The following is a 16,687-nucleotide window of genomic DNA, read 5'->3' on the forward strand; positions in this document are numbered from 1 at the left end:
ACTTGAAGGTACCCCCCTGCGACATGCCTCTGCGCCACCGGGCCATCCGCTTCTCGATGATCGCCAAGATCGCACCCGAGGGAAAAGTACATGTTTTCCTCGGATATTTTGATCAAACAGTTCCGCAACGCCTCCGACTGAATACCTTCGGCAATCCCTGACGCGAGATCTGACCTCCCCCTCGTGTCAACAAACCCGCGATTGTTGCGAATTCCATCGACAAGAGGTGGATATGGGACAGTAATCCCCTCTCCTGCGCTATGATTAACCTCGAGCGTCATGCCGCTGCTCAGCGCTTGTGAAAGCTTTCAGATCCAAATAGCTCTCGTTGAGCATCGGCTAGATCTTCCTTCGGCTCGTTCGCTTTGCGATAAGCCCGGCTCATCAACTTGGGCGCTTCATCATGATCGGATGCGTGGATCATGTGGTACATCACTCGGCGCGACCCTTCCTCCTTATCGTAAATCGGCCAAGCGTGGACGTGCTTATAGCCGAACTCGGCTTTGATGCGGCCGGCGAACATTTGGGCGCGGTCGAACGACCGCATCCCGAGCAGCTTTTTCCAATCCTTGCCGCCCCACCATCGCTCGAGCACTTCGACGTTCCGAGTGGTCGCGGCGATGGCTCGATCGAGCCACCCAGTGGCGAGAAAGTAAAATAACTCGATCTTGTTGCCTGTTTTGTGCCCTGCGAGCATCTGCAGTGACTTCCATTCGCACTCAAAGGTATGCTGATCGAGTAGGCAGAATGTTGCCATGCGCTCAGTGATCGCACCGCTACCGAGGATGCCGGCCAAGTTCGCGTTGAAGTCCCCCGGCACAACCTTGATCGTGCGATTTTTCTCTTTGCGAACAGCTGCGAGATCGTGGAGAGCGGGAAGCTTTTCCTTATTCTGCTCACACAACCAAAATTTTCGCAGAAACGGCGGTCGAGATTCCAAGACTAGCTTCGCGGCCTAGGCATTCTCCTTGTCTGGATATTGAGGCCCCGAGAATCCATCGATATAGGCACCGTGCTTCGTAATCATCACGAAGTAGTACAAGTACCGTTCAATCAGCTTGGCCTTGTTCTCCGTCCATATCGGTCGTTCCGGCGATTTAAACCGGATCGGCCGATCTGTTGGCGGCGGAAGGTCTACGAAAAGGCTACCCTGCTTGCTCATACAACCGATGCTGGAACATCGGGGCAGCAGCCTCAAGCGGCGGCGACAGAAACCCCCAATGTTTTTGGAAACTCTCGATAAAATCGGCCATCGAGAAGCCCACCACCCTTGCCGTTTGAAAGCGGGTCCGCCGCGCGAGCGTCGCCTTCGCTCATACCATCCTCAACCACTAGTGGGTTGTTCGCGTATCGGCCCCATTGCTTGAGAAAGGGAGCTACTCCAACCCTGAGGCACTCCGCGATGGCATCCCTGACCCATTGCGGGCGCGTAGGCCTTGTCTTGTCCAAAGCAACACCGCTTTCTCCACCGAGAATTACCCAACTTGGCACTTTTCCCGCTATCGGAAGGGGGCCGAGCGGTCCCATTGCCGGCTCGTAGCTCACGAAGTGCACGGCGGCAGGTACCGCCAATAGGTGCTTCCCGCGTTGTTGGTAGGCTTCCGCATCCTCGGCTGTCGTGCCTAGCCAGACGTTGGCATATCCCTGCCCCCAATCATCGGGAAGCATTTTTCGGATGTTCTGCGGCCGCTTTGTGAGAAGTTGCCAGTCCAATTCCGCGCACTCTCGGATGAGCCGCCACAGGTCAGATCGCCAGGTGGGGTCTACTTGGTTGTCGAACACGTCCGCCAACGAAGCGCAGAAGACGCGCTGGCGCCGACCGTTTCGGCGCTGAAATTCGCCAGCACCCGCGTTCCACTTGGACGGCGCGCGCCAGTACGACTCAGTAGTCCTACGCCGCGGGTGGTTGCCCCATTTGACGTGACCGCTGCGCTTCGACCATCCCTCAGCGTAGCAGAAGTCACAGGCCGATGGCGCATTGCGAGGCCGATCGATCTTGGTGCATCCGACCCACGGATTGAAGGTGGAATCGGTCCACTCGATTGTCGAATTTTGCGCCATTCGTCAGGGAATCCCTTCTTCCTCGATAGAATCTCACAAGTTCTGAGATTTCGTTAGTTCGTTTTCTAGAACCCGAGCTGAGGGAGCGAGCAGGCAAAGACCCCCTACCCCCTACGGACAATCCGCAGGAGAGAGGGAAATCGATGCCGCGAACAGAACGGTCACGTCGGTCGCTTCGCATTGGCACGCAGCGTCCCCGGATTTCGCTGCGCTTCATCCGGGCTTCTGTAACGGGCCTTTGTAAGTCAATCCCTTTTTGCGTGATCCACTCGCCGGGCACTTGCTTCTGTACGGGATCGGCGCGAAGGCCGTCGCCTGATGGGGTGCATTGAGGAGCCGGCCGGCCAATCTACGGAAGCGTGGTTGTGAGCCACTTCCCGGATGGCGGCCTGACCGGATCCATCGTCCCGGCGCAGGGACCTCGCTCAGGGAGAGCCTGGTGTCGTGGCCCGCCCAGAACCGATTGCTGCTCCTTGCTTAGGTTGCCGAGGCCTTGGCCATCGGGTTGAACGGTTTGGCGTCGGCGAGCATGCGATGCAGAACGACGGCGAGCTTGCGTGCGAGCGCCACCTTGGCCTTGCGCAGGCCTGCGCGCCGGGCGATCCGCATCGCCCAGCCTTTCAGCGCCGAGCAGTTCCTGACCGGCTTGGTCAGCATGACGTGAGCCGCCTGATAGAGCGCCTCGCGCACGGAGGCATCGCCGATCTTGCTGATGCGGCCGGTATAGTCGGTTTCGCCCGATTGGTACTTCTTCGGGGTGAGGCCAAAATGCGCTCCCGTCGCCTTCGAGGACCGGAAGCGCTTCGGGTCGTCGACCGCCGCGGCGTAGGTAAGCGCCACGATCGGGCCGACGGACGGTGTCGTCATCAGGAGGCGGGCTTGAGGGTGCGACCTGGCGAGCTTTTGGGTGTGCTTATCCAGGCCATTGAACTCGCGCCGCAGCACGGCGTGGGCTTCGAGCAGCGCCTGTGCCACGATCTCAAGTCCGGGATGGCCCGCTACGAGCTCCCGGATGCGTTCGGCGAACGTGCGCTCGGTGGTCGTGCCGACCTTCAGACCGAAGCCGCGGAGCACGCCGCGCAGGCTGTTCTCGATGTCGCGCAGCTTGGACTGCAGCAGCTTGCGTGCCGTCAGAACCGCCCGCGTCTCCTGCGCTTCGATCGACTTGCAGTGCACCGGCCGGAACCAGCCCAGCCGCATCAGTTGCGCGATCCCGCGGGCATCGTTGCGGTCCGACTTCACCGGCATCGCCTTGAAGGCATCGCGGACGTGCCGCGTCTCCAACAGTTCGACTGCCAGGCCCGCATCCCGCATCGCTGCGTAGAGCCATTGCGACAGCGGACCAGCCTCCAGCCCGATCCGTTCCAGCACCAACCCCAGCGACCGCAACCAGGTGATCAAGGCCTCCGGCTCACTCGCAACCCTCGCCTCGCGCAAAATCTTACCTGTCCCATCGACAAGGCAGACGCTCGAGCATTCCAAAGACACGTCGATTCCTGCATAGTGGTACATGGTCGTCCCTTAATGATGCTTGGAGCGGGCTTGCCCGACTCCGTTTATTGACACCATCAGTTTGAGGGACGACCGCCTTCCAACCAACAGGCCGCTCGCGAGCGCGCTTCCAAATCGCGCCGTAGCGAGCGGGCGGCCGGCCCGTTACCCCATCTACGGATCAGCGAATCCATCCCGTCGCCAGCGCCGAGGCGAGCTCGGCCTGGCCGTGCTGCCGCGCCAGCGCGACCATCGCGGCGTGATCGTACGGGATGTGGCGGAAGGTCACATCCCAGTCGCCATCAACCCGTTCGAGGATCGCATAACGCGCATCGGGCGAGCCGGCCTCCACGACATGCGGATGCGGCTTGCCCGCGCGATAGCCGGGCGAGCCGACGCTGCCGGGATTGACGATCAGCCGGCCGTCGCGCAACCGCACCGCGCGGGCGATATGGGTGTGTGCGCACAGGATCAGCGATTGCCTCACGCCGGCGGCCCTCGCCTCGATCGTCTCTAGCGTGGACATCAAAACTTCGCCGCCCGGCAGCACCGTGTCGAGCCAGTAGGTCTCGTCATCTTGGGGCGTTGCGTGACAGAGGAAAACCTCGTCGCGATAGATCGCATTCGCCGGCAGCGTGCGCAGCCAGTCGAGATGCCGCGGCTCGAGCTGGGTGTAAGTCAGCCGCTCCCATGGGCCCATTTTTTCATGCGGACGGTCGATCAGATAGCGATCGTGATTGCCGAGCAGATGGACCGCATCGAGCGCCATCAGCATATCGATGGTCGGCCGGGCGTCGAGCGGCCCGCTCACCATGTCGCCGAGATCGACGATGTCTGAAATTCCCTGGGCGCGGATGTCCGACAGAACGGCTTCAAGCGCGAGGTGGTTGCCGTGAATGTCGGCGATCGCAGCAAAGCGCATGGTGTCGGTTGCCCCTCTTGCGTGCCCCGGACGCGGCGCAGGCAGTGGTGCGCTGCTGAGCCGGGGCCCATTGTGTCGAGATGGGTCCCGGCTCTGCGGAGCATCGCTGCGCGCTGCTCCGCGTCCGGGACACGGGATCGATCATGCAGGAGGCGTGCCGTTGGCCGCAAGCACCGGGCCGGCAAGGTACAGCGAGCCGGTGATCAGGATGCGCGGCGGCACCTCGTAGGCCAGCGTGGCGAGCCGTTGCAGCGCGGCGTCGACGCCACCAGCGATCTCGACACGCATCCCGAGTGCACGCGCGGCGTCCGCCAGCTTGTCAGGCGCCATGCCGTTGTCGCGGCCGGGCACCGGGACCGCGATGATGTGGCGCGTCAGTCCGGCGAAATTGGCGAGGAAGGCATTGGCATCCTTGTTGCCCATCATGCCCGCGATCACGACCAGCGGCCGCGACACCCGCTCCTCGAGATCGCCGAGTGCTGCGGCCGCAACGCGGCCCCCCTCGGCATTGTGGCCGCCATCGAGCCAGACCTCGGAGCCCTGCGGCCCCTGGCAGACAAGCGTGCCGGAGGCCAGCCGCTGCATCCGCGCCGGCCATTCCGCATTGACGATGCCGGCCTCATAGGCGGCGATGTTGAGCTTGAACGTGTCGATCGCCCGCAATGTCGCGATCGCAAGGCCGGCATTGTCGAACTGATGCCGGCCGAACAGCTTTGGCGCGGCGAGGTCCATCAAGCCGCGCTCGTCTTGATAGACCAGCCGGCCGCGCTCGACGCTGACATGCCATTGCTGGCCGGCCGCATGCAGCGGCGCGCGCATGCGGTTCGCCTCCGCCTCGATCACGGCCATCGCATCCGGGGCCTGCTCGGCAGAGATCACCGGCACCTTGCGCTTGATGATCGCGGCCTTCTCGCCCGCAATCGCCGTCAGCGTGTCGCCAAGGAACTCCATGTGATCCATGCTGACCGGCGCGATCACCGAGGCGAGCGGCGTCTCGACCACATTGGTCGAATCCAGCCGGCCGCCGAGGCCGACCTCGAGCAACGCGACGTCGGCCGGATGCTTGGCGAACAGGCAGAACGCCACCGCGGTTTCCATCTCGAAGATGGTGACGGGATTGCCGGCGTTGATGCGCTCGCAATCCTCGAACGTCGCGCGCAGCTCATCGTCACCGACGAGCTTGCCGCCGCCGACGGCACCGAGCCGGTAGCACTCGTTGAGACGCACCAAATAGGGCGAGGTGAAGACGTGCACGCGCAGGCCTGATGCTTCCAGGATCGCGCGCAGATAGGCGATGGTCGAGCCCTTGCCGTTGGTGCCGGCGACATGGATCACCGGCGGCAGCTTGCGCTCGGGATGATCGAGCCGCTCCATCAAGCCGAGCATGCGATCGAGGCTGAGATCGATGCGCTTCGGATGCAGCGCCGATATCCGCGCGATCAACGCCTCGAACGAGGGTTGCGATGGGGCGGCGCTTGCGGTCACGCGTGCGGCGCGGCCGGCACCGTCTCCGGCGCCGTGACGATCTGGGCCGGCTCGGTGACGGCGACGGTGGGCTTGGAGGCGGTTTCAAGCGCCGGCGACTTGGTCAGCAGGCGGCACAGCCGCGCCAGCGTGCCCTTCATCTCGTGGCGATGTACGACCATGTCGACCATGCCGTGCTCGCGCAGATATTCGGCGCGCTGAAAACCTTCCGGCAGCTTCTCGCGGATGGTCTGCTCGATCACGCGCGCGCCGGCAAAGCCGATCAGCGCACCGGGCTCGGCAATCTGGATGTCGCCGAGCATCGCATAGGATGCGGTGACGCCGCCGGTGGTCGGATTGGTCAGCACGACGATGTAGGGCTGCTTCGCCTCGCGCAGCATCTGCACGCCGACCGTGGTACGCGGCATCTGCATCAGCGACAGGATGCCTTCCTGCATCCGCGCGCCGCCGGAGGCGGCGAACACGATGAAGGGCGACTTCTTCTCGACCGCGAGTTCGAGCCCGCGCACCATCGCCTCACCGGCGGCCATGCCGAGCGAGCCGCCCATGAAATCGAAATCCTGCACCGCGACCACGACGCCGGCGCCTTCGAGCTTGCCGTAGCCGACCTTGATCGCGTCGTTCAGCCCGGTCTTGGTGCGGGCGTCCTTGATGCGGTCGACATACTTTCGCTCATCGCGGAATTTCAGCGGGTCCGCCGTCACCTCGGGCAGCGCGACGTCGAACCAGGTCTCGTTGTCGAAGACCGACTTCAGCCGCGCCACCGCGCCCATGCGCATATGGTAGTTGGAGCCGGGGATCACGAACTGGTTGGCCTCCACGTCCTTGTAGAACACGAGCTGCCCGGAATCCGGACATTTGATCCAGAGGTTCTCAGGCGTCTCGCGGCGCAGGATGTTGCGGATCTTTGGCCGGACGACGTTGGTGAGCCAATTCATGGTTCGCTCCGAAATGCGGGTCGGTCCCGCACCAGCTGGATATATGGCGGGCCGGGCGAACCCGGCAAGCCGCCGTCGGCGGCCTTGTTGCCGCAAAATGTGGCTTATTCAGCGGCCTGTTTGGCGCCCCGGACCCCCTGCGCCAGCGCCGACACCAAATCGGCCACCGCGGGCACGGTCTTCGGCGTCGCGCGGCCCTCGGCATCGAGGCTACCCCGCACCACGTCGACGATCGCGGTGCCGACCACGGCGCCGTTGGCGTTTTCGGCGATGGCGCGCGCCGTCTCCGGGGTCCGGATGCCGAAGCCGACGCAGACCGGCAGCGTGGTGTGGCGCTTGATGCGGGCGACGGCTTCCGAAACCGCGTTCGAATCGGCAGTCGCAGCGCCGGTGATGCCGGTGATCGAGACGTAGTAGACAAAGCCCGAGGTGTTGGCGAGCACCGCCGGCAGCCGCTTGTCGTCGGTGGTCGGCGTCGCCAGCCGGATGAAGTTCAGCCCGGCCTTCATCGCGGGGATGCAGAGCTCGGTGTCTTCCTCCGGCGGCAGGTCGACGATGATCAGGCCGTCGACGCCGGCTTCCTTGGCATCGGCCAGGAAGCTGTCGACGCCGTAGATGTAGATCGGATTGTAGTAGCCCATCAGCACGATCGGCGTGGCATTGTCGTCCTTGCGGAAGTCGCGGACCATCGTCAGCGTCTTGCGCAGCGTCATGCCACCCTTGAGCGCGCGCAGGCCGGCGGCCTGGATCGACGGGCCGTCGGCCATCGGATCGGTGAAGGGCATGCCGATCTCGATGACGTCGGCGCCGGCCTTCGGCAGCGCCTTGAGGATGTCGAGCGAGGTCTTGGCGTCGGGATCGCCGGCCATCACGAAGGTGACGAAAGCGGAGCGGCCCTGCTGCTTCAGCGCGGCGAAACGTGCGTCGATACGGGTGGTCACTTCTTCCTGCCCTTCAAGATGTCACCGACCTGCGGCACGTCCTTGTCGCCGCGGCCCGAGAGGTTGACCACCATCAGGTGATCCTTCGGCCGCTGCGGCGCGAGTTCGGACAGTTTCGCGATGGCGTGCGCGGATTCCAGCGCGGGGATGATGCCCTCGAGCCGCGACAGCAGCTGGAATGCGGCCAGTGCCTCCTCGTCGGTCGCCGAGAGATATTTCACGCGGCCGGTCTCGTGCAGCCAGGCGTGCTCGGGGCCGATGCCGGGATAATCGAGGCCCGCCGAGATCGAATGCGCTTCCTCGATCTGGCCGTCGGCGTCCATCAGGAGATAGGTGCGGTTGCCGTGCAGTACGCCGGGGCGGCCGCCGGCGAGCGAGGCCGCATGCAGCTGCGTCAGTCCATGACCGGCCGCCTCGACGCCAAAAATCTCGACCGAGGGATCGTCCAGGAACGGATGAAACAGGCCCATCGCATTGGAGCCGCCGCCGATGCAGGCGACCAGCGAGTCCGGCAGGCGGCCCTCGGCCTCCTGCATCTGCTTGCGCGTCTCGTGGCCGATGATCGACTGGAAGTCGCGCACCATCATCGGATAGGGGTGCGGACCCGCCACCGTGCCGATGCAATAGAAGGTGTTGTGCACGTTGGTGACCCAGTCGCGCAGCGCGTCGTTCATCGCATCCTTCAGCGTGCGCGCGCCCGACTGCACCGGGATCACCGTGGCTCCCAGCATTTCCATGCGGATCACGTTCGGCTGCTGCCGCTCGACGTCGACCGCGCCCATATAGACCACGCATTCGAGCCCGAAGCGTGCGCACAGCGTCGCCGTCGCCACGCCATGCTGGCCGGCGCCGGTCTCGGCGATGATGCGCTTCTTGCCCATGCGGCGCGCGACCATGATCTGGCCGAGCACGTTGTTGACCTTGTGCGAACCGGTGTGGTTGAGCTCCTCGCGCTTCAGATAGATCTTGGCGCCGCCGAGATGCTCGGTGAGCCGTTCGGCGAAATACAGCGGCGAGGGCCGGCCGACATAGTCCTTCAGATAGACGTTCATCTCGGCCTGGAATGCCGGATCGGCCTTGGCGTCGGCATAGGCCTTTTCGAGATCGAGGATCAGCGGCATCAGCGTTTCCGCGACAAAGCGTCCGCCGAAAATGCCGAAATGCCCGCGCTCGTCGGGACCGCTGCGGAAGGAATTGGGCAGGTTAGGATTCATCGAACCATCAGTTCTTCTGGCCGCGTCGCGGCTGTTTCCACTCCCTCGCCCGCTCTTGCGGGGCCGAGACGAGCATAGCTCGCTCTGAGAGGGTTGGGGTGAGGGGTTTCTCCACTTGCTCGATCATCGTTGCGGCGCCCCTCACCCGCCCGCGCGTTGCGCGGTCGACCTCTCCCCGTGAACGGGGAGAGGTGAGGACGGTTGGGTTGCGCGTGCGGCGCGGATGAAGGCGCGGATCAATTCCGGATCCTTGACGCCGGGCGCGCGCTCGACGCCCGACGACACGTCGACCCCGCCGGCGCGGGTGACGCGGACGGCTTCAGTGACGTTGCCGGCATTGAGCCCGCCGGAGACCATGTAGGGCAGCGCGAGATCGAGATTTTCAAGCACGTGCCAGTCGAAGGGCGCGCCGAGGCCACCCGGCCGCGTGGCATCCTTTGGCGCGCGGGCGTCGAACAGAATGCGGTCGGCGACGCTGGCATAGCCCGGCAGCGGGGCGAGGTCGGCTGCGGTCTCGACCGGCAGCGCCTTCATCAGCGGCAGACCGAATTTCTGCCTGAGATCACGCAGCCGCGCCGTGGTCTCCTTGCCGTGCAACTGCAGGACATCCGGCCGCAGCGTCTCGACGATGTTCTCGATGGTGGCGTCGTCGGCATCGACGGTCAGCGCGACCTTCACGGCGCGGCCCTTGGCCTGCTTGCCGAGCTCACGCGCGGTTTCGAGGCTGATATGGCGCGGCGACGGAGGGAAGAACACGAACCCCACCATGTCGGCACCGCCCTCAAGCGCGACGTCGAGCGTCTCGCGCGTGGACAGGCCGCAGATTTTGACGAGCAGGGGCATGGTCTCGAAATGGGTCTTCAAAACGGGTTTTCGGGCGGCCGGAACCGGGGTGCAGCCCGGTCCGACGGGGCGGGTTCTACAACGTCGCGCCCTGCTTGTCTCGCCCATTGGGCCCGTAAAACCCTGATAGGGCCGGCGCCGGGCGGCTGCGCGTCGTCCCGGGAGGCGGCGGCCCTGAGGTCGGCGAGCTCGGTGCGGACGTGGCGGGCGTCGGCCTCGTGCTGCCGGGCCGCGCGGCGCCAGCGCCCCTGCCTGAACCAGGTCGCGATGCCGCCCGCGAGCACGCCGAGGATCGCGGAGACGATGATCACGACGAACAGCGGCAGTGTGACCGCAACCACAGGCGTCACAGAGTTGAAGGGATCGAACGACACCGTCACCCAGTGACGGTTGGCGACCGCAAAGATGATGAAGATCAGTCCGAGCGGAATGACGACCACTGCCGTGAAGAACTTTCGCATGACCATCTCTCGCAGCGATGGAGACAGTGCGGGCAGATCGCCCGCAACACGGCAACGCGTGACGTCGCGCGTTAGGCGTCGGCCTTGTTAGGCGTCAGCTTTGGGCGCGTCGACCTTGGAGGCTTCCGCGTCGGCGTCGCGATTGAGGCGCTCGCGCATTTCCTTGCCGGTCTTGAAGAACGGCACGCTCTTCTGATCGACCGGCACATGCTCGCCGGTTCGCGGATTGCGGCCGGCGCGCGCCGGCCGATGCTTCACCGAGAATGCGCCAAAACCGCGCAGCTCGACGCGGTCGCCACGCGCCAGCGCCGCGACGATTTCGTCGAGAATCGCATTCACAATGTTCTCGACGTCCCGCTGGTAGAGGTGCGGGTTGTGCTCGGCGATACGCTGAACAAGTTCGGATTTGATCATCGAAAATGGGATCCGGGCTCTTGCGGAGACCCATTTCCGTGAAAATGCCGTGCACTGTCAAGACGCTAAATCGATTTAGAGCGTCGTGAAATCACGTGACAAATAGCCCAATTGGGGCATGCGGCGATTCCCGCAGAGCGGGAATACCCTGATGAGTACGCGTTTGACAGCTGGCTAGTCGGTTCCCATCGGGCTCCACAGTGCCAGCATGCCATCGAGCCCGAATCGATCGACCGCCTGGGCCACACCGCCCTGCTCGATCCGCCGCGCGAAGCCGCCGAGGCCGAACGCATCGAGTGTCACGGACGCCGCCGTGCGCAGGAAGGTCAGGTCGCTGAATCGCGGATTAAGCTTGTAATTGCGCACCGGCAGGTCGCTTTTGACCTTCTTCTCCGCAACCAGCCACGCGATCGCGGTCTTCTCGTCCCCGAGCTGATCGATCAGCTTGAGATCGACCGCCTGCCGGCCGGTGAAGACGCGACCGTCAGCGACCTTCTCCAGCAGGGCGTCATCCATGCCGCGCCGCTCCTTCACCAATCCACGGAACCATGCATAGGAGTCCTTGACCAGGCCGTCGATCGCGGCACGGGCCTCGGGGCTGGTCGGCTCGAAGCCGTTGGGCGCCGCCTTCAGCGGCGAGGATTTGATCTCCTCCATCTTCACTCCGACGGTCTTGAGCAATTCGGACACGTTCGGAAACTGGAAGAGCACGCCGATCGACCCGACCAGCGAGGTCTGCTGGGCGACGATATGATCGGAGGCGATCGCCGTGATGTAGCCGCCCGAGGCCGCCAATCCCTCGACCACGACGACGAGCGGCTTCTTCGCCTTCAACTGCGTGAGCGAGTCGTAAAGCTGCTCGGAGCCCGCGGTGGTACCGCCAGGCGAATTGATATGCACGACAACAGCCGCATAGCTCGACTTGCCGAGCCGCTCCAGCGCCTCGACGCGCTCCTGGTCGCTGCGGATCAGTCCGTCGATACTGACGCGTGCGATCGCGTTCGAGGTCGCAAAGGTGCCGCGCCCGCCGGCGGCGATCACGCCCACCCCGACGATGGCCGCGATCGCAATGACCGCAGCAGCGACGCGCCAGAACGTCAGCTTGCGCCTGATCCGGCGGCGGTCGACGATCACGTCTGAATCCAGCGACATCCGATCTCTCCAGAAATGGTCAGCGCGCAATCCGCGCCTTTTGCAGTCGCAGCGTCACTATCAGCTTAGCCAAATACATCAATTGCGACGCAATATGAAGAAAACAAGGCCCCAACCTCCCCTTGAAAAGGGAGGTCGCTTTGCTCGCGAGAGCAAAGCGGGTGGGGATCTGCTCCCTCCACATACAGTGTCAGTCGCGGCTGACCCCCATCCCGACCTTCCCTCTTTCAGGGGGAAGGAGAAGACAATTTCGCTCCACTCCATCCGGGCTACGGGACCAACAAAAAAGGCCCCGGCTTTCGCCGGGGCCCCAATCGTCCATCTGATCGAACGAGCCTTACTTGTCGGTGCCGCGGTTCTTCAGCGCGGTGCCGAGGATGTCGCCGAGCGTCGCCCCCGAATCGGAGGAGCCGTACTGCGCGATGGCTTCCTTCTCCTCGGCGACTTCGAGCGCCTTGATCGAGACCTGCACCTTGCGGGCCTTCTTGTCGAACTGGATGACGCGGGCATCGACCTTCTCGCCGACGGCGAAGCGTTCGGCGCGCTGGTCGTTGCGGTCACGGGCCAGCTCGGACCGCTTGATGAAGGTGGTGAACTCGGTGCCCGAGATCCGGACCTCGATGCCGCTCTCCTTCACTTCGAGCACTTCGCAGGTCACGACCGCGCCCTTCTTGACGTCGCCCGGCTCGGCGAAGGGGTCGCCTTCGAGCTGCTTGACGCCGAGCGAGATGCGCTCCTTCTCGACATCGACATCGAGCACCACGGCCTTGACCATGTCGCCCTTCTTGAAGTTGTCGATGACCTGCTCGCCCGGAAGCTTCCAGTCGAGGTCGGAGAGATGGACCATACCGTCGACATCGCCGTCGAGACCGAGGAACAGACCGAACTCGGTCTTGTTCTTGACCTCGCCTTCGACAGTCGAGCCGACCGGGAACTTCTCGACGAAGACTTCCCAGGGATTGCGCATGGTCTGCTTGAGACCGAGCGAGATACGGCGCTTGACCGAATCCACTTCCAGCACCTGCACTTCGACTTCCTGCGAGGTCGAAACGATCTTGCCGGGGTGCATGTTCTTCTTGGTCCACGACATCTCGGAGACGTGGATCAGGCCTTCGATGCCCGGCTCGAGCTCGACGAACGCGCCGTAGTCGGTGATGTTGGTGACGCGGCCGGTGAAGCGGGCACCCAGCGGGTACTTGGCTTCGATGCCCTGCCACGGGTCGTCCAGCAGTTGCTTCATGCCGAGCGAGATGCGGTGCGTCTCGTGGTTGATCTTGATGATCTTGACCTTCACCGTCTGGCCGATGGTCAGCACCTCGGTCGGGTGGTTGACGCGGCGCCAGGCGATATCGGTGACGTGTAGCAGGCCGTCGATGCCGCCGAGATCAACGAACGCACCGTAATCGGTGATGTTCTTGACCACGCCGTCGATCACCTGACCCTCTTCGAGGTTCTGCACCAGCTCCTGGCGCTGCTCGGCGCGGGTCTCTTCGAGCACCGTGCGGCGCGACACCACGATGTTGCCGCGGCGGCGGTCCATCTTGAGGATCTGGAACGGCTGCGAGTTGTTCATCAGCGGCGCGACGTCGCGGATCGGACGAATGTCGACCTGCGAGCGCGGCAGGAAGGCCACCGCACCGTCGAGGTCGACCGTGAAGCCGCCCTTGACCTGGTTGAAGATGACGCCGTTGACCTTTTCGTTGTTCTGGAACGCCTTCTCGAGCTTGCCCCAGCTTTCCTCGCGGCGCGCCTTGTCGCGCGACAGCACGGCTTCGCCGAGCGCATTCTCGATGCGGTCGAGGAACACCTCGACTTCGTCACCGACCTTCAGATCGCTTTCACGGCCGGGGCCGGCGAATTCGCGCAGCGCGACGCGGCCTTCGGTCTTCAGGCCGACGTCGATGACGGCCATGTCCTTCTCAATTGCAACCACCTTGCCCTTGATGACCGAGCTTTCCTGCAAATTGCCGCCGGCAAAGGACTCATCAAGCATCGCCGCGAAGTCGTCGCGGGTCGGGGTATAGGAAGACACAGTATTCGAAGCCATTTGTTCTCCAGCGCGGGATTCTTGCCGGCCGTTCGGGTTGATGGGCGCACCGCGCGTGAAGTGTCAGGGTTCCGCAAACCCTGACGACCGCTTGTTGCAGGAGGCGCAACAGCGGGCCGGCAGCATGACTGCACGTTCGGTACGTTTGAATTGTCCGGAGCCTGAAACGAAAATATCGACTTCAAGACCTGGGAGCGGGCGTTCCTCCAGATGCGGCGAGGGCTAAAACCCGGCGCCGGCCCGCTCAGACACGGCCTCGACATGGTCGATGGCGCTCCGAACGGCGCTGATATAGCCCCGGAGGTCATTTTGGGCAAGCTGGAAATGCCCGATTTACGGGCGCTTAAGGCTGATCGCGCCCGCGGCTGCGCCTCAACGCCTTGTTGACCGCATCGCGCGAAATGCGGCGCAGGAGGGTCGCCCTGGAACCCGCCCTTAAGCAGCCCCCCCCACTACGATGGCACCGCTAAAAACAGGGGGACTAACAATGAAAAGCTTTGTGGTGCTGGCGGTGTTTGCCGTCCTGACTATTGGAAATGCCGTCGCCGCGCTGCCCGGCGCCGTACCGGCCGGGCCCGCCGCTTCGGCCCAAAAAGTGCAGCCGCTTCTGACCATGGCCGAGCAGGAACTGCCGTTCGACCGCTATTGGTCCAAGAACTGATCCAACTGGTCCACGCCGAACACGGAGCGCGATGATCCCGTCATCGCGCTTTTTCTTGTCCGAGCCTCGCCGGATCAGCGCCTGGCGCGCGCCTGCTCGACGATCGCGATGGCGGCGCGGACGCCGGCCTCGATGTCGAGATTGGAATTATCCAGCGTGTGGGCGTCCGTCGCAGGCCGCAATGGCGCAATCGCCCGGTTCTTGTCACGATCGTCGCGCTTGAGAATGTCGGCGAGCACCGCTTCCTCGTCGGCGTCCTCGCCGCGGGCACGCGCCTCCAGCGTACGCCGCCGCGCCCGCACCCGGGGGTCGGCGACCACGAAGATCTTCACGTCGGCATTCGGACAGATCACGGTGCCGATGTCGCGCCCATCGAGCACCGCACCGGGCGGATCGGCGGCGAATTGGCGCTGGAAGTTCACCAGCACCTCGCGCACTTCGGGAATGGCCGACACCACCGAGGCGGCATCGCCGACCTTCTGGGTCTTGAGGATCGGATTGCCGAATTTTTCGGGATCGAGCTCGAGCGCCGCCGCCACCGCCAGCACCTTGTCGCCGAGATCGGCACCGGCTTCGATCATGGCATAGGCCACCGCGCGGTAGATCACGCCGGTGTCGAGATGGCGATAGCCGTAGTGGTGGGCGAGCCGTTTGCCGAGCGTGCCCTTGCCCGAGGCGGCGGGTCCGTCGATGGCGATGATCATGCGAAGTCAGCTCCGAGCGCGCGCATCATCGGAATGAAATCCGGAAAACTGGTGGCGATGAAGCCGGTGTCGTCGATCTTGACCGGCCGATCGGAGGCGCAGCCCATCACCAGCGCCGACATCGCGATGCGGTGGTCCATATGGGTCGCGACCAGGCCGCCGCCCGGCACATGGCCGCGGCCCTCGACGATCAGGTCGTCGCCGGACACCTCGACCTTGACGCCATTGACCCGCAGCATGTCGGCGGTGGCTTCAAGACGGTCGGATTCCTTGACGCGCAGCTCCTGCAGGCCGCGCATGATCGTGGTGCCCTCGGCGAAGGCGGCCGCAACCGCCAGCACCAGATATTCGTCGATCATCGACGGCGCGCGCTCCGGCGGCACCTCGACGCCCTTCAGCTTCGAGGCGCGCACGCGCAATTGCGCCATCGGCTCGCCGGCATCGTCGCGCACATCGCTCTCCTCGATCGAGGCGCCCATTTCGCGCAGCGTGGTGAACAGCCCGGTGCGCAGCGGATTGGTCATCACGTCGGAGAACACGACGTCCGAGCCTTGGACGATCAGCGCCGCCACGATCGGGAACGACGCCGAGGACGGATCGGCGGGCACCACGACGCCGGCGCAGTGCAGCTCGGGCTCGCCGTTCAGCGTGATCCTGCGGCCGTGGCTGCCTTCCTTCTCCGAGGAGATCTCGGCACCGAAATGCTTCAGCATCAGCTCGGTATGGTCGCGGCTCGCCTCCTGCTCGATCACGGTGGTGATGCCGGGCGCGGACAGCCCCGCCAGCAGCACCGCGGACTTGATCTGGGCCGAGGCGACCGGCGTCTTGTAGACGATCGGCACCGGATAGCGGGCGCCATGCAGCGTGAGCGGCAGCCGGCCGCCCTCCCTGATGTCGCTAGTCCGGGCGCCCATCAGTTCCAGCGGGTCGAGGATGCGGCGCATCGGCCGCGTGCGCAGCGAGGCGTCGCCGTCGAAAATGGCCGCGATCGGACAGCCGGCCACCGCGCCCATCACCAGGCGGCAGCCGGTGCCGGAATTGCCAAAATCGAGCGCGGCTGAGGGCTGGGCGAAGCCGCCCACGCCTACGCCTGCGACCGACCAGGTAAACGGGGCCGTCCGCTCCACCTTGGCGCCCAATGCGCGCATGGATTTGGCGGTATTGAGGACGTCCTCGCCCTCCAGAAGACCGGAAATTCGGGTTTCGCCCACCGAAAGCGCCCCCAGGATCAGGGCACGGTGGGAGATCGATTTATCGCCGGGAACGCGGACTTTGCCGGCCAGGGGGCCGCAGGCGCGCGATTCCAGCGGGGTCGGGATGTCAGAATGGGCCAAGATTGTGTCCTCTCGCGCC

The 16,687-nt window shown here is 64.3% G+C and carries 15 protein-coding genes and 1 pseudogene; 1 reads left to right on the plus strand and 15 read right to left on the minus strand.

All coding sequences use genetic code 11. The annotated features are described in order from the left end of the window. Positions 1-289: 289 nt before the first annotated feature. From tcmP to rpsA, 13 genes and pseudogenes are all read right to left on the minus strand, one after another. A complete protein-coding gene (tcmP, locus tag WDM24_RS41910; protein ID WP_338829867.1) occupies positions 290-940 on the minus strand; it encodes a three-Cys-motif partner protein TcmP in 651 nt (216 codons plus the stop codon). A gap of 254 nt (positions 941-1,194) precedes the next feature. Next, positions 1,195-2,061, minus strand: coding sequence for a DUF5131 family protein (locus WDM24_RS41915; protein WP_338829868.1), 867 nt, complete (start codon positions 2,059-2,061; stop codon positions 1,195-1,197). Between the two features lie 477 nt (positions 2,062-2,538). Continuing rightward, the gene (locus WDM24_RS41920; RefSeq protein ID WP_338826979.1) at positions 2,539-3,573 is read right to left on the minus strand and encodes an IS110 family transposase; all 1,035 of its coding nucleotides are present in this window, start codon (positions 3,571-3,573) and stop codon (positions 2,539-2,541) included. Positions 3,574-3,733: 160 nt separating this feature from the next. After that, positions 3,734-4,474, minus strand: coding sequence for a metallophosphoesterase family protein (locus WDM24_RS41925; RefSeq protein WP_338829869.1), 741 nt, complete (start codon positions 4,472-4,474; stop codon positions 3,734-3,736). A gap of 141 nt (positions 4,475-4,615) precedes the next feature. Further along, the gene (locus tag WDM24_RS41930) at positions 4,616-5,860 is read right to left on the minus strand and encodes a bifunctional folylpolyglutamate synthase/dihydrofolate synthase (RefSeq protein WP_414645797.1); all 1,245 of its coding nucleotides are present in this window, start codon (positions 5,858-5,860) and stop codon (positions 4,616-4,618) included. 95 nt (positions 5,861-5,955) lie between these two features. Next, on the minus strand, positions 5,956-6,897 hold the full coding sequence (gene accD / locus WDM24_RS41935) for an acetyl-CoA carboxylase, carboxyltransferase subunit beta (protein ID WP_166300049.1): 942 nt from the start codon (positions 6,895-6,897) through the stop codon (positions 5,956-5,958). A 104-nt stretch (positions 6,898-7,001) separates the two neighbouring features. Beyond that, positions 7,002-7,838 carry a tryptophan synthase subunit alpha gene (trpA, locus tag WDM24_RS41940; RefSeq protein ID WP_338829871.1) on the minus strand — a complete coding sequence of 279 codons (837 nt, stop codon included), beginning with the start codon at positions 7,836-7,838 and terminating at the stop codon, positions 7,002-7,004. After that, on the minus strand, positions 7,835-9,052 hold the full coding sequence (gene trpB, locus WDM24_RS41945; protein ID WP_166300053.1) for a tryptophan synthase subunit beta: 1,218 nt from the start codon (positions 9,050-9,052) through the stop codon (positions 7,835-7,837). Before trpB ends, trpA begins: the two co-directional genes overlap by 4 nt. Positions 9,053-9,193: 141 nt before the next feature. Next, a complete protein-coding gene (locus WDM24_RS41950; RefSeq protein ID WP_338829872.1) occupies positions 9,194-9,895 on the minus strand; it encodes a phosphoribosylanthranilate isomerase in 702 nt (233 codons plus the stop codon). A 76-nt stretch (positions 9,896-9,971) separates the two neighbouring features. Continuing rightward, positions 9,972-10,356 (minus strand): annotated as a pseudogene (locus WDM24_RS41955) (LapA family protein). Between the two features lie 87 nt (positions 10,357-10,443). Then, entirely contained in the window at positions 10,444-10,770 is a 327-nt protein-coding gene (locus tag WDM24_RS41960) for an integration host factor subunit beta (protein ID WP_029082476.1), read from the minus strand. 174 nt (positions 10,771-10,944) lie between these two features. Further along, positions 10,945-11,922, minus strand: coding sequence for a signal peptide peptidase SppA (gene sppA / locus WDM24_RS41965; protein ID WP_338694231.1), 978 nt, complete (start codon positions 11,920-11,922; stop codon positions 10,945-10,947). A gap of 337 nt (positions 11,923-12,259) precedes the next feature. Beyond that, positions 12,260-13,969 carry a 30S ribosomal protein S1 gene (gene rpsA, locus WDM24_RS41970; protein WP_029082478.1) on the minus strand — a complete coding sequence of 570 codons (1,710 nt, stop codon included), beginning with the start codon at positions 13,967-13,969 and terminating at the stop codon, positions 12,260-12,262. A gap of 487 nt (positions 13,970-14,456) precedes the next feature. Here rpsA and WDM24_RS41975 point away from each other — a divergent pair, with 487 nt between their 5' ends. Then, on the plus strand, positions 14,457-14,630 hold the full coding sequence (locus WDM24_RS41975) for a hypothetical protein (RefSeq protein WP_338829874.1): 174 nt from the start codon (positions 14,457-14,459) through the stop codon (positions 14,628-14,630). Positions 14,631-14,704: 74 nt separating this feature from the next. On the opposite strand, the gene cmk is transcribed toward WDM24_RS41975, so the two are convergent. Both cmk and aroA read right to left on the minus strand, forming a co-directional pair. Then, a complete protein-coding gene (gene cmk, locus WDM24_RS41980) occupies positions 14,705-15,334 on the minus strand; it encodes a (d)CMP kinase (protein WP_166300061.1) in 630 nt (209 codons plus the stop codon). Further along, complete coding sequence (gene aroA, locus WDM24_RS41985; protein WP_338829875.1) at positions 15,331-16,668, minus strand: 3-phosphoshikimate 1-carboxyvinyltransferase; 1,338 nt, start codon at positions 16,666-16,668, stop codon at positions 15,331-15,333. Before aroA ends, cmk begins: the two co-directional genes overlap by 4 nt. Positions 16,669-16,687: the final 19 nt, after the last annotated feature.

This window comes from Bradyrhizobium sp. 27S5, assembly GCF_037217225.1.
In the GTDB taxonomy this organism is placed as follows: domain Bacteria; phylum Pseudomonadota; class Alphaproteobacteria; order Rhizobiales; family Xanthobacteraceae; genus Bradyrhizobium; species Bradyrhizobium septentrionale.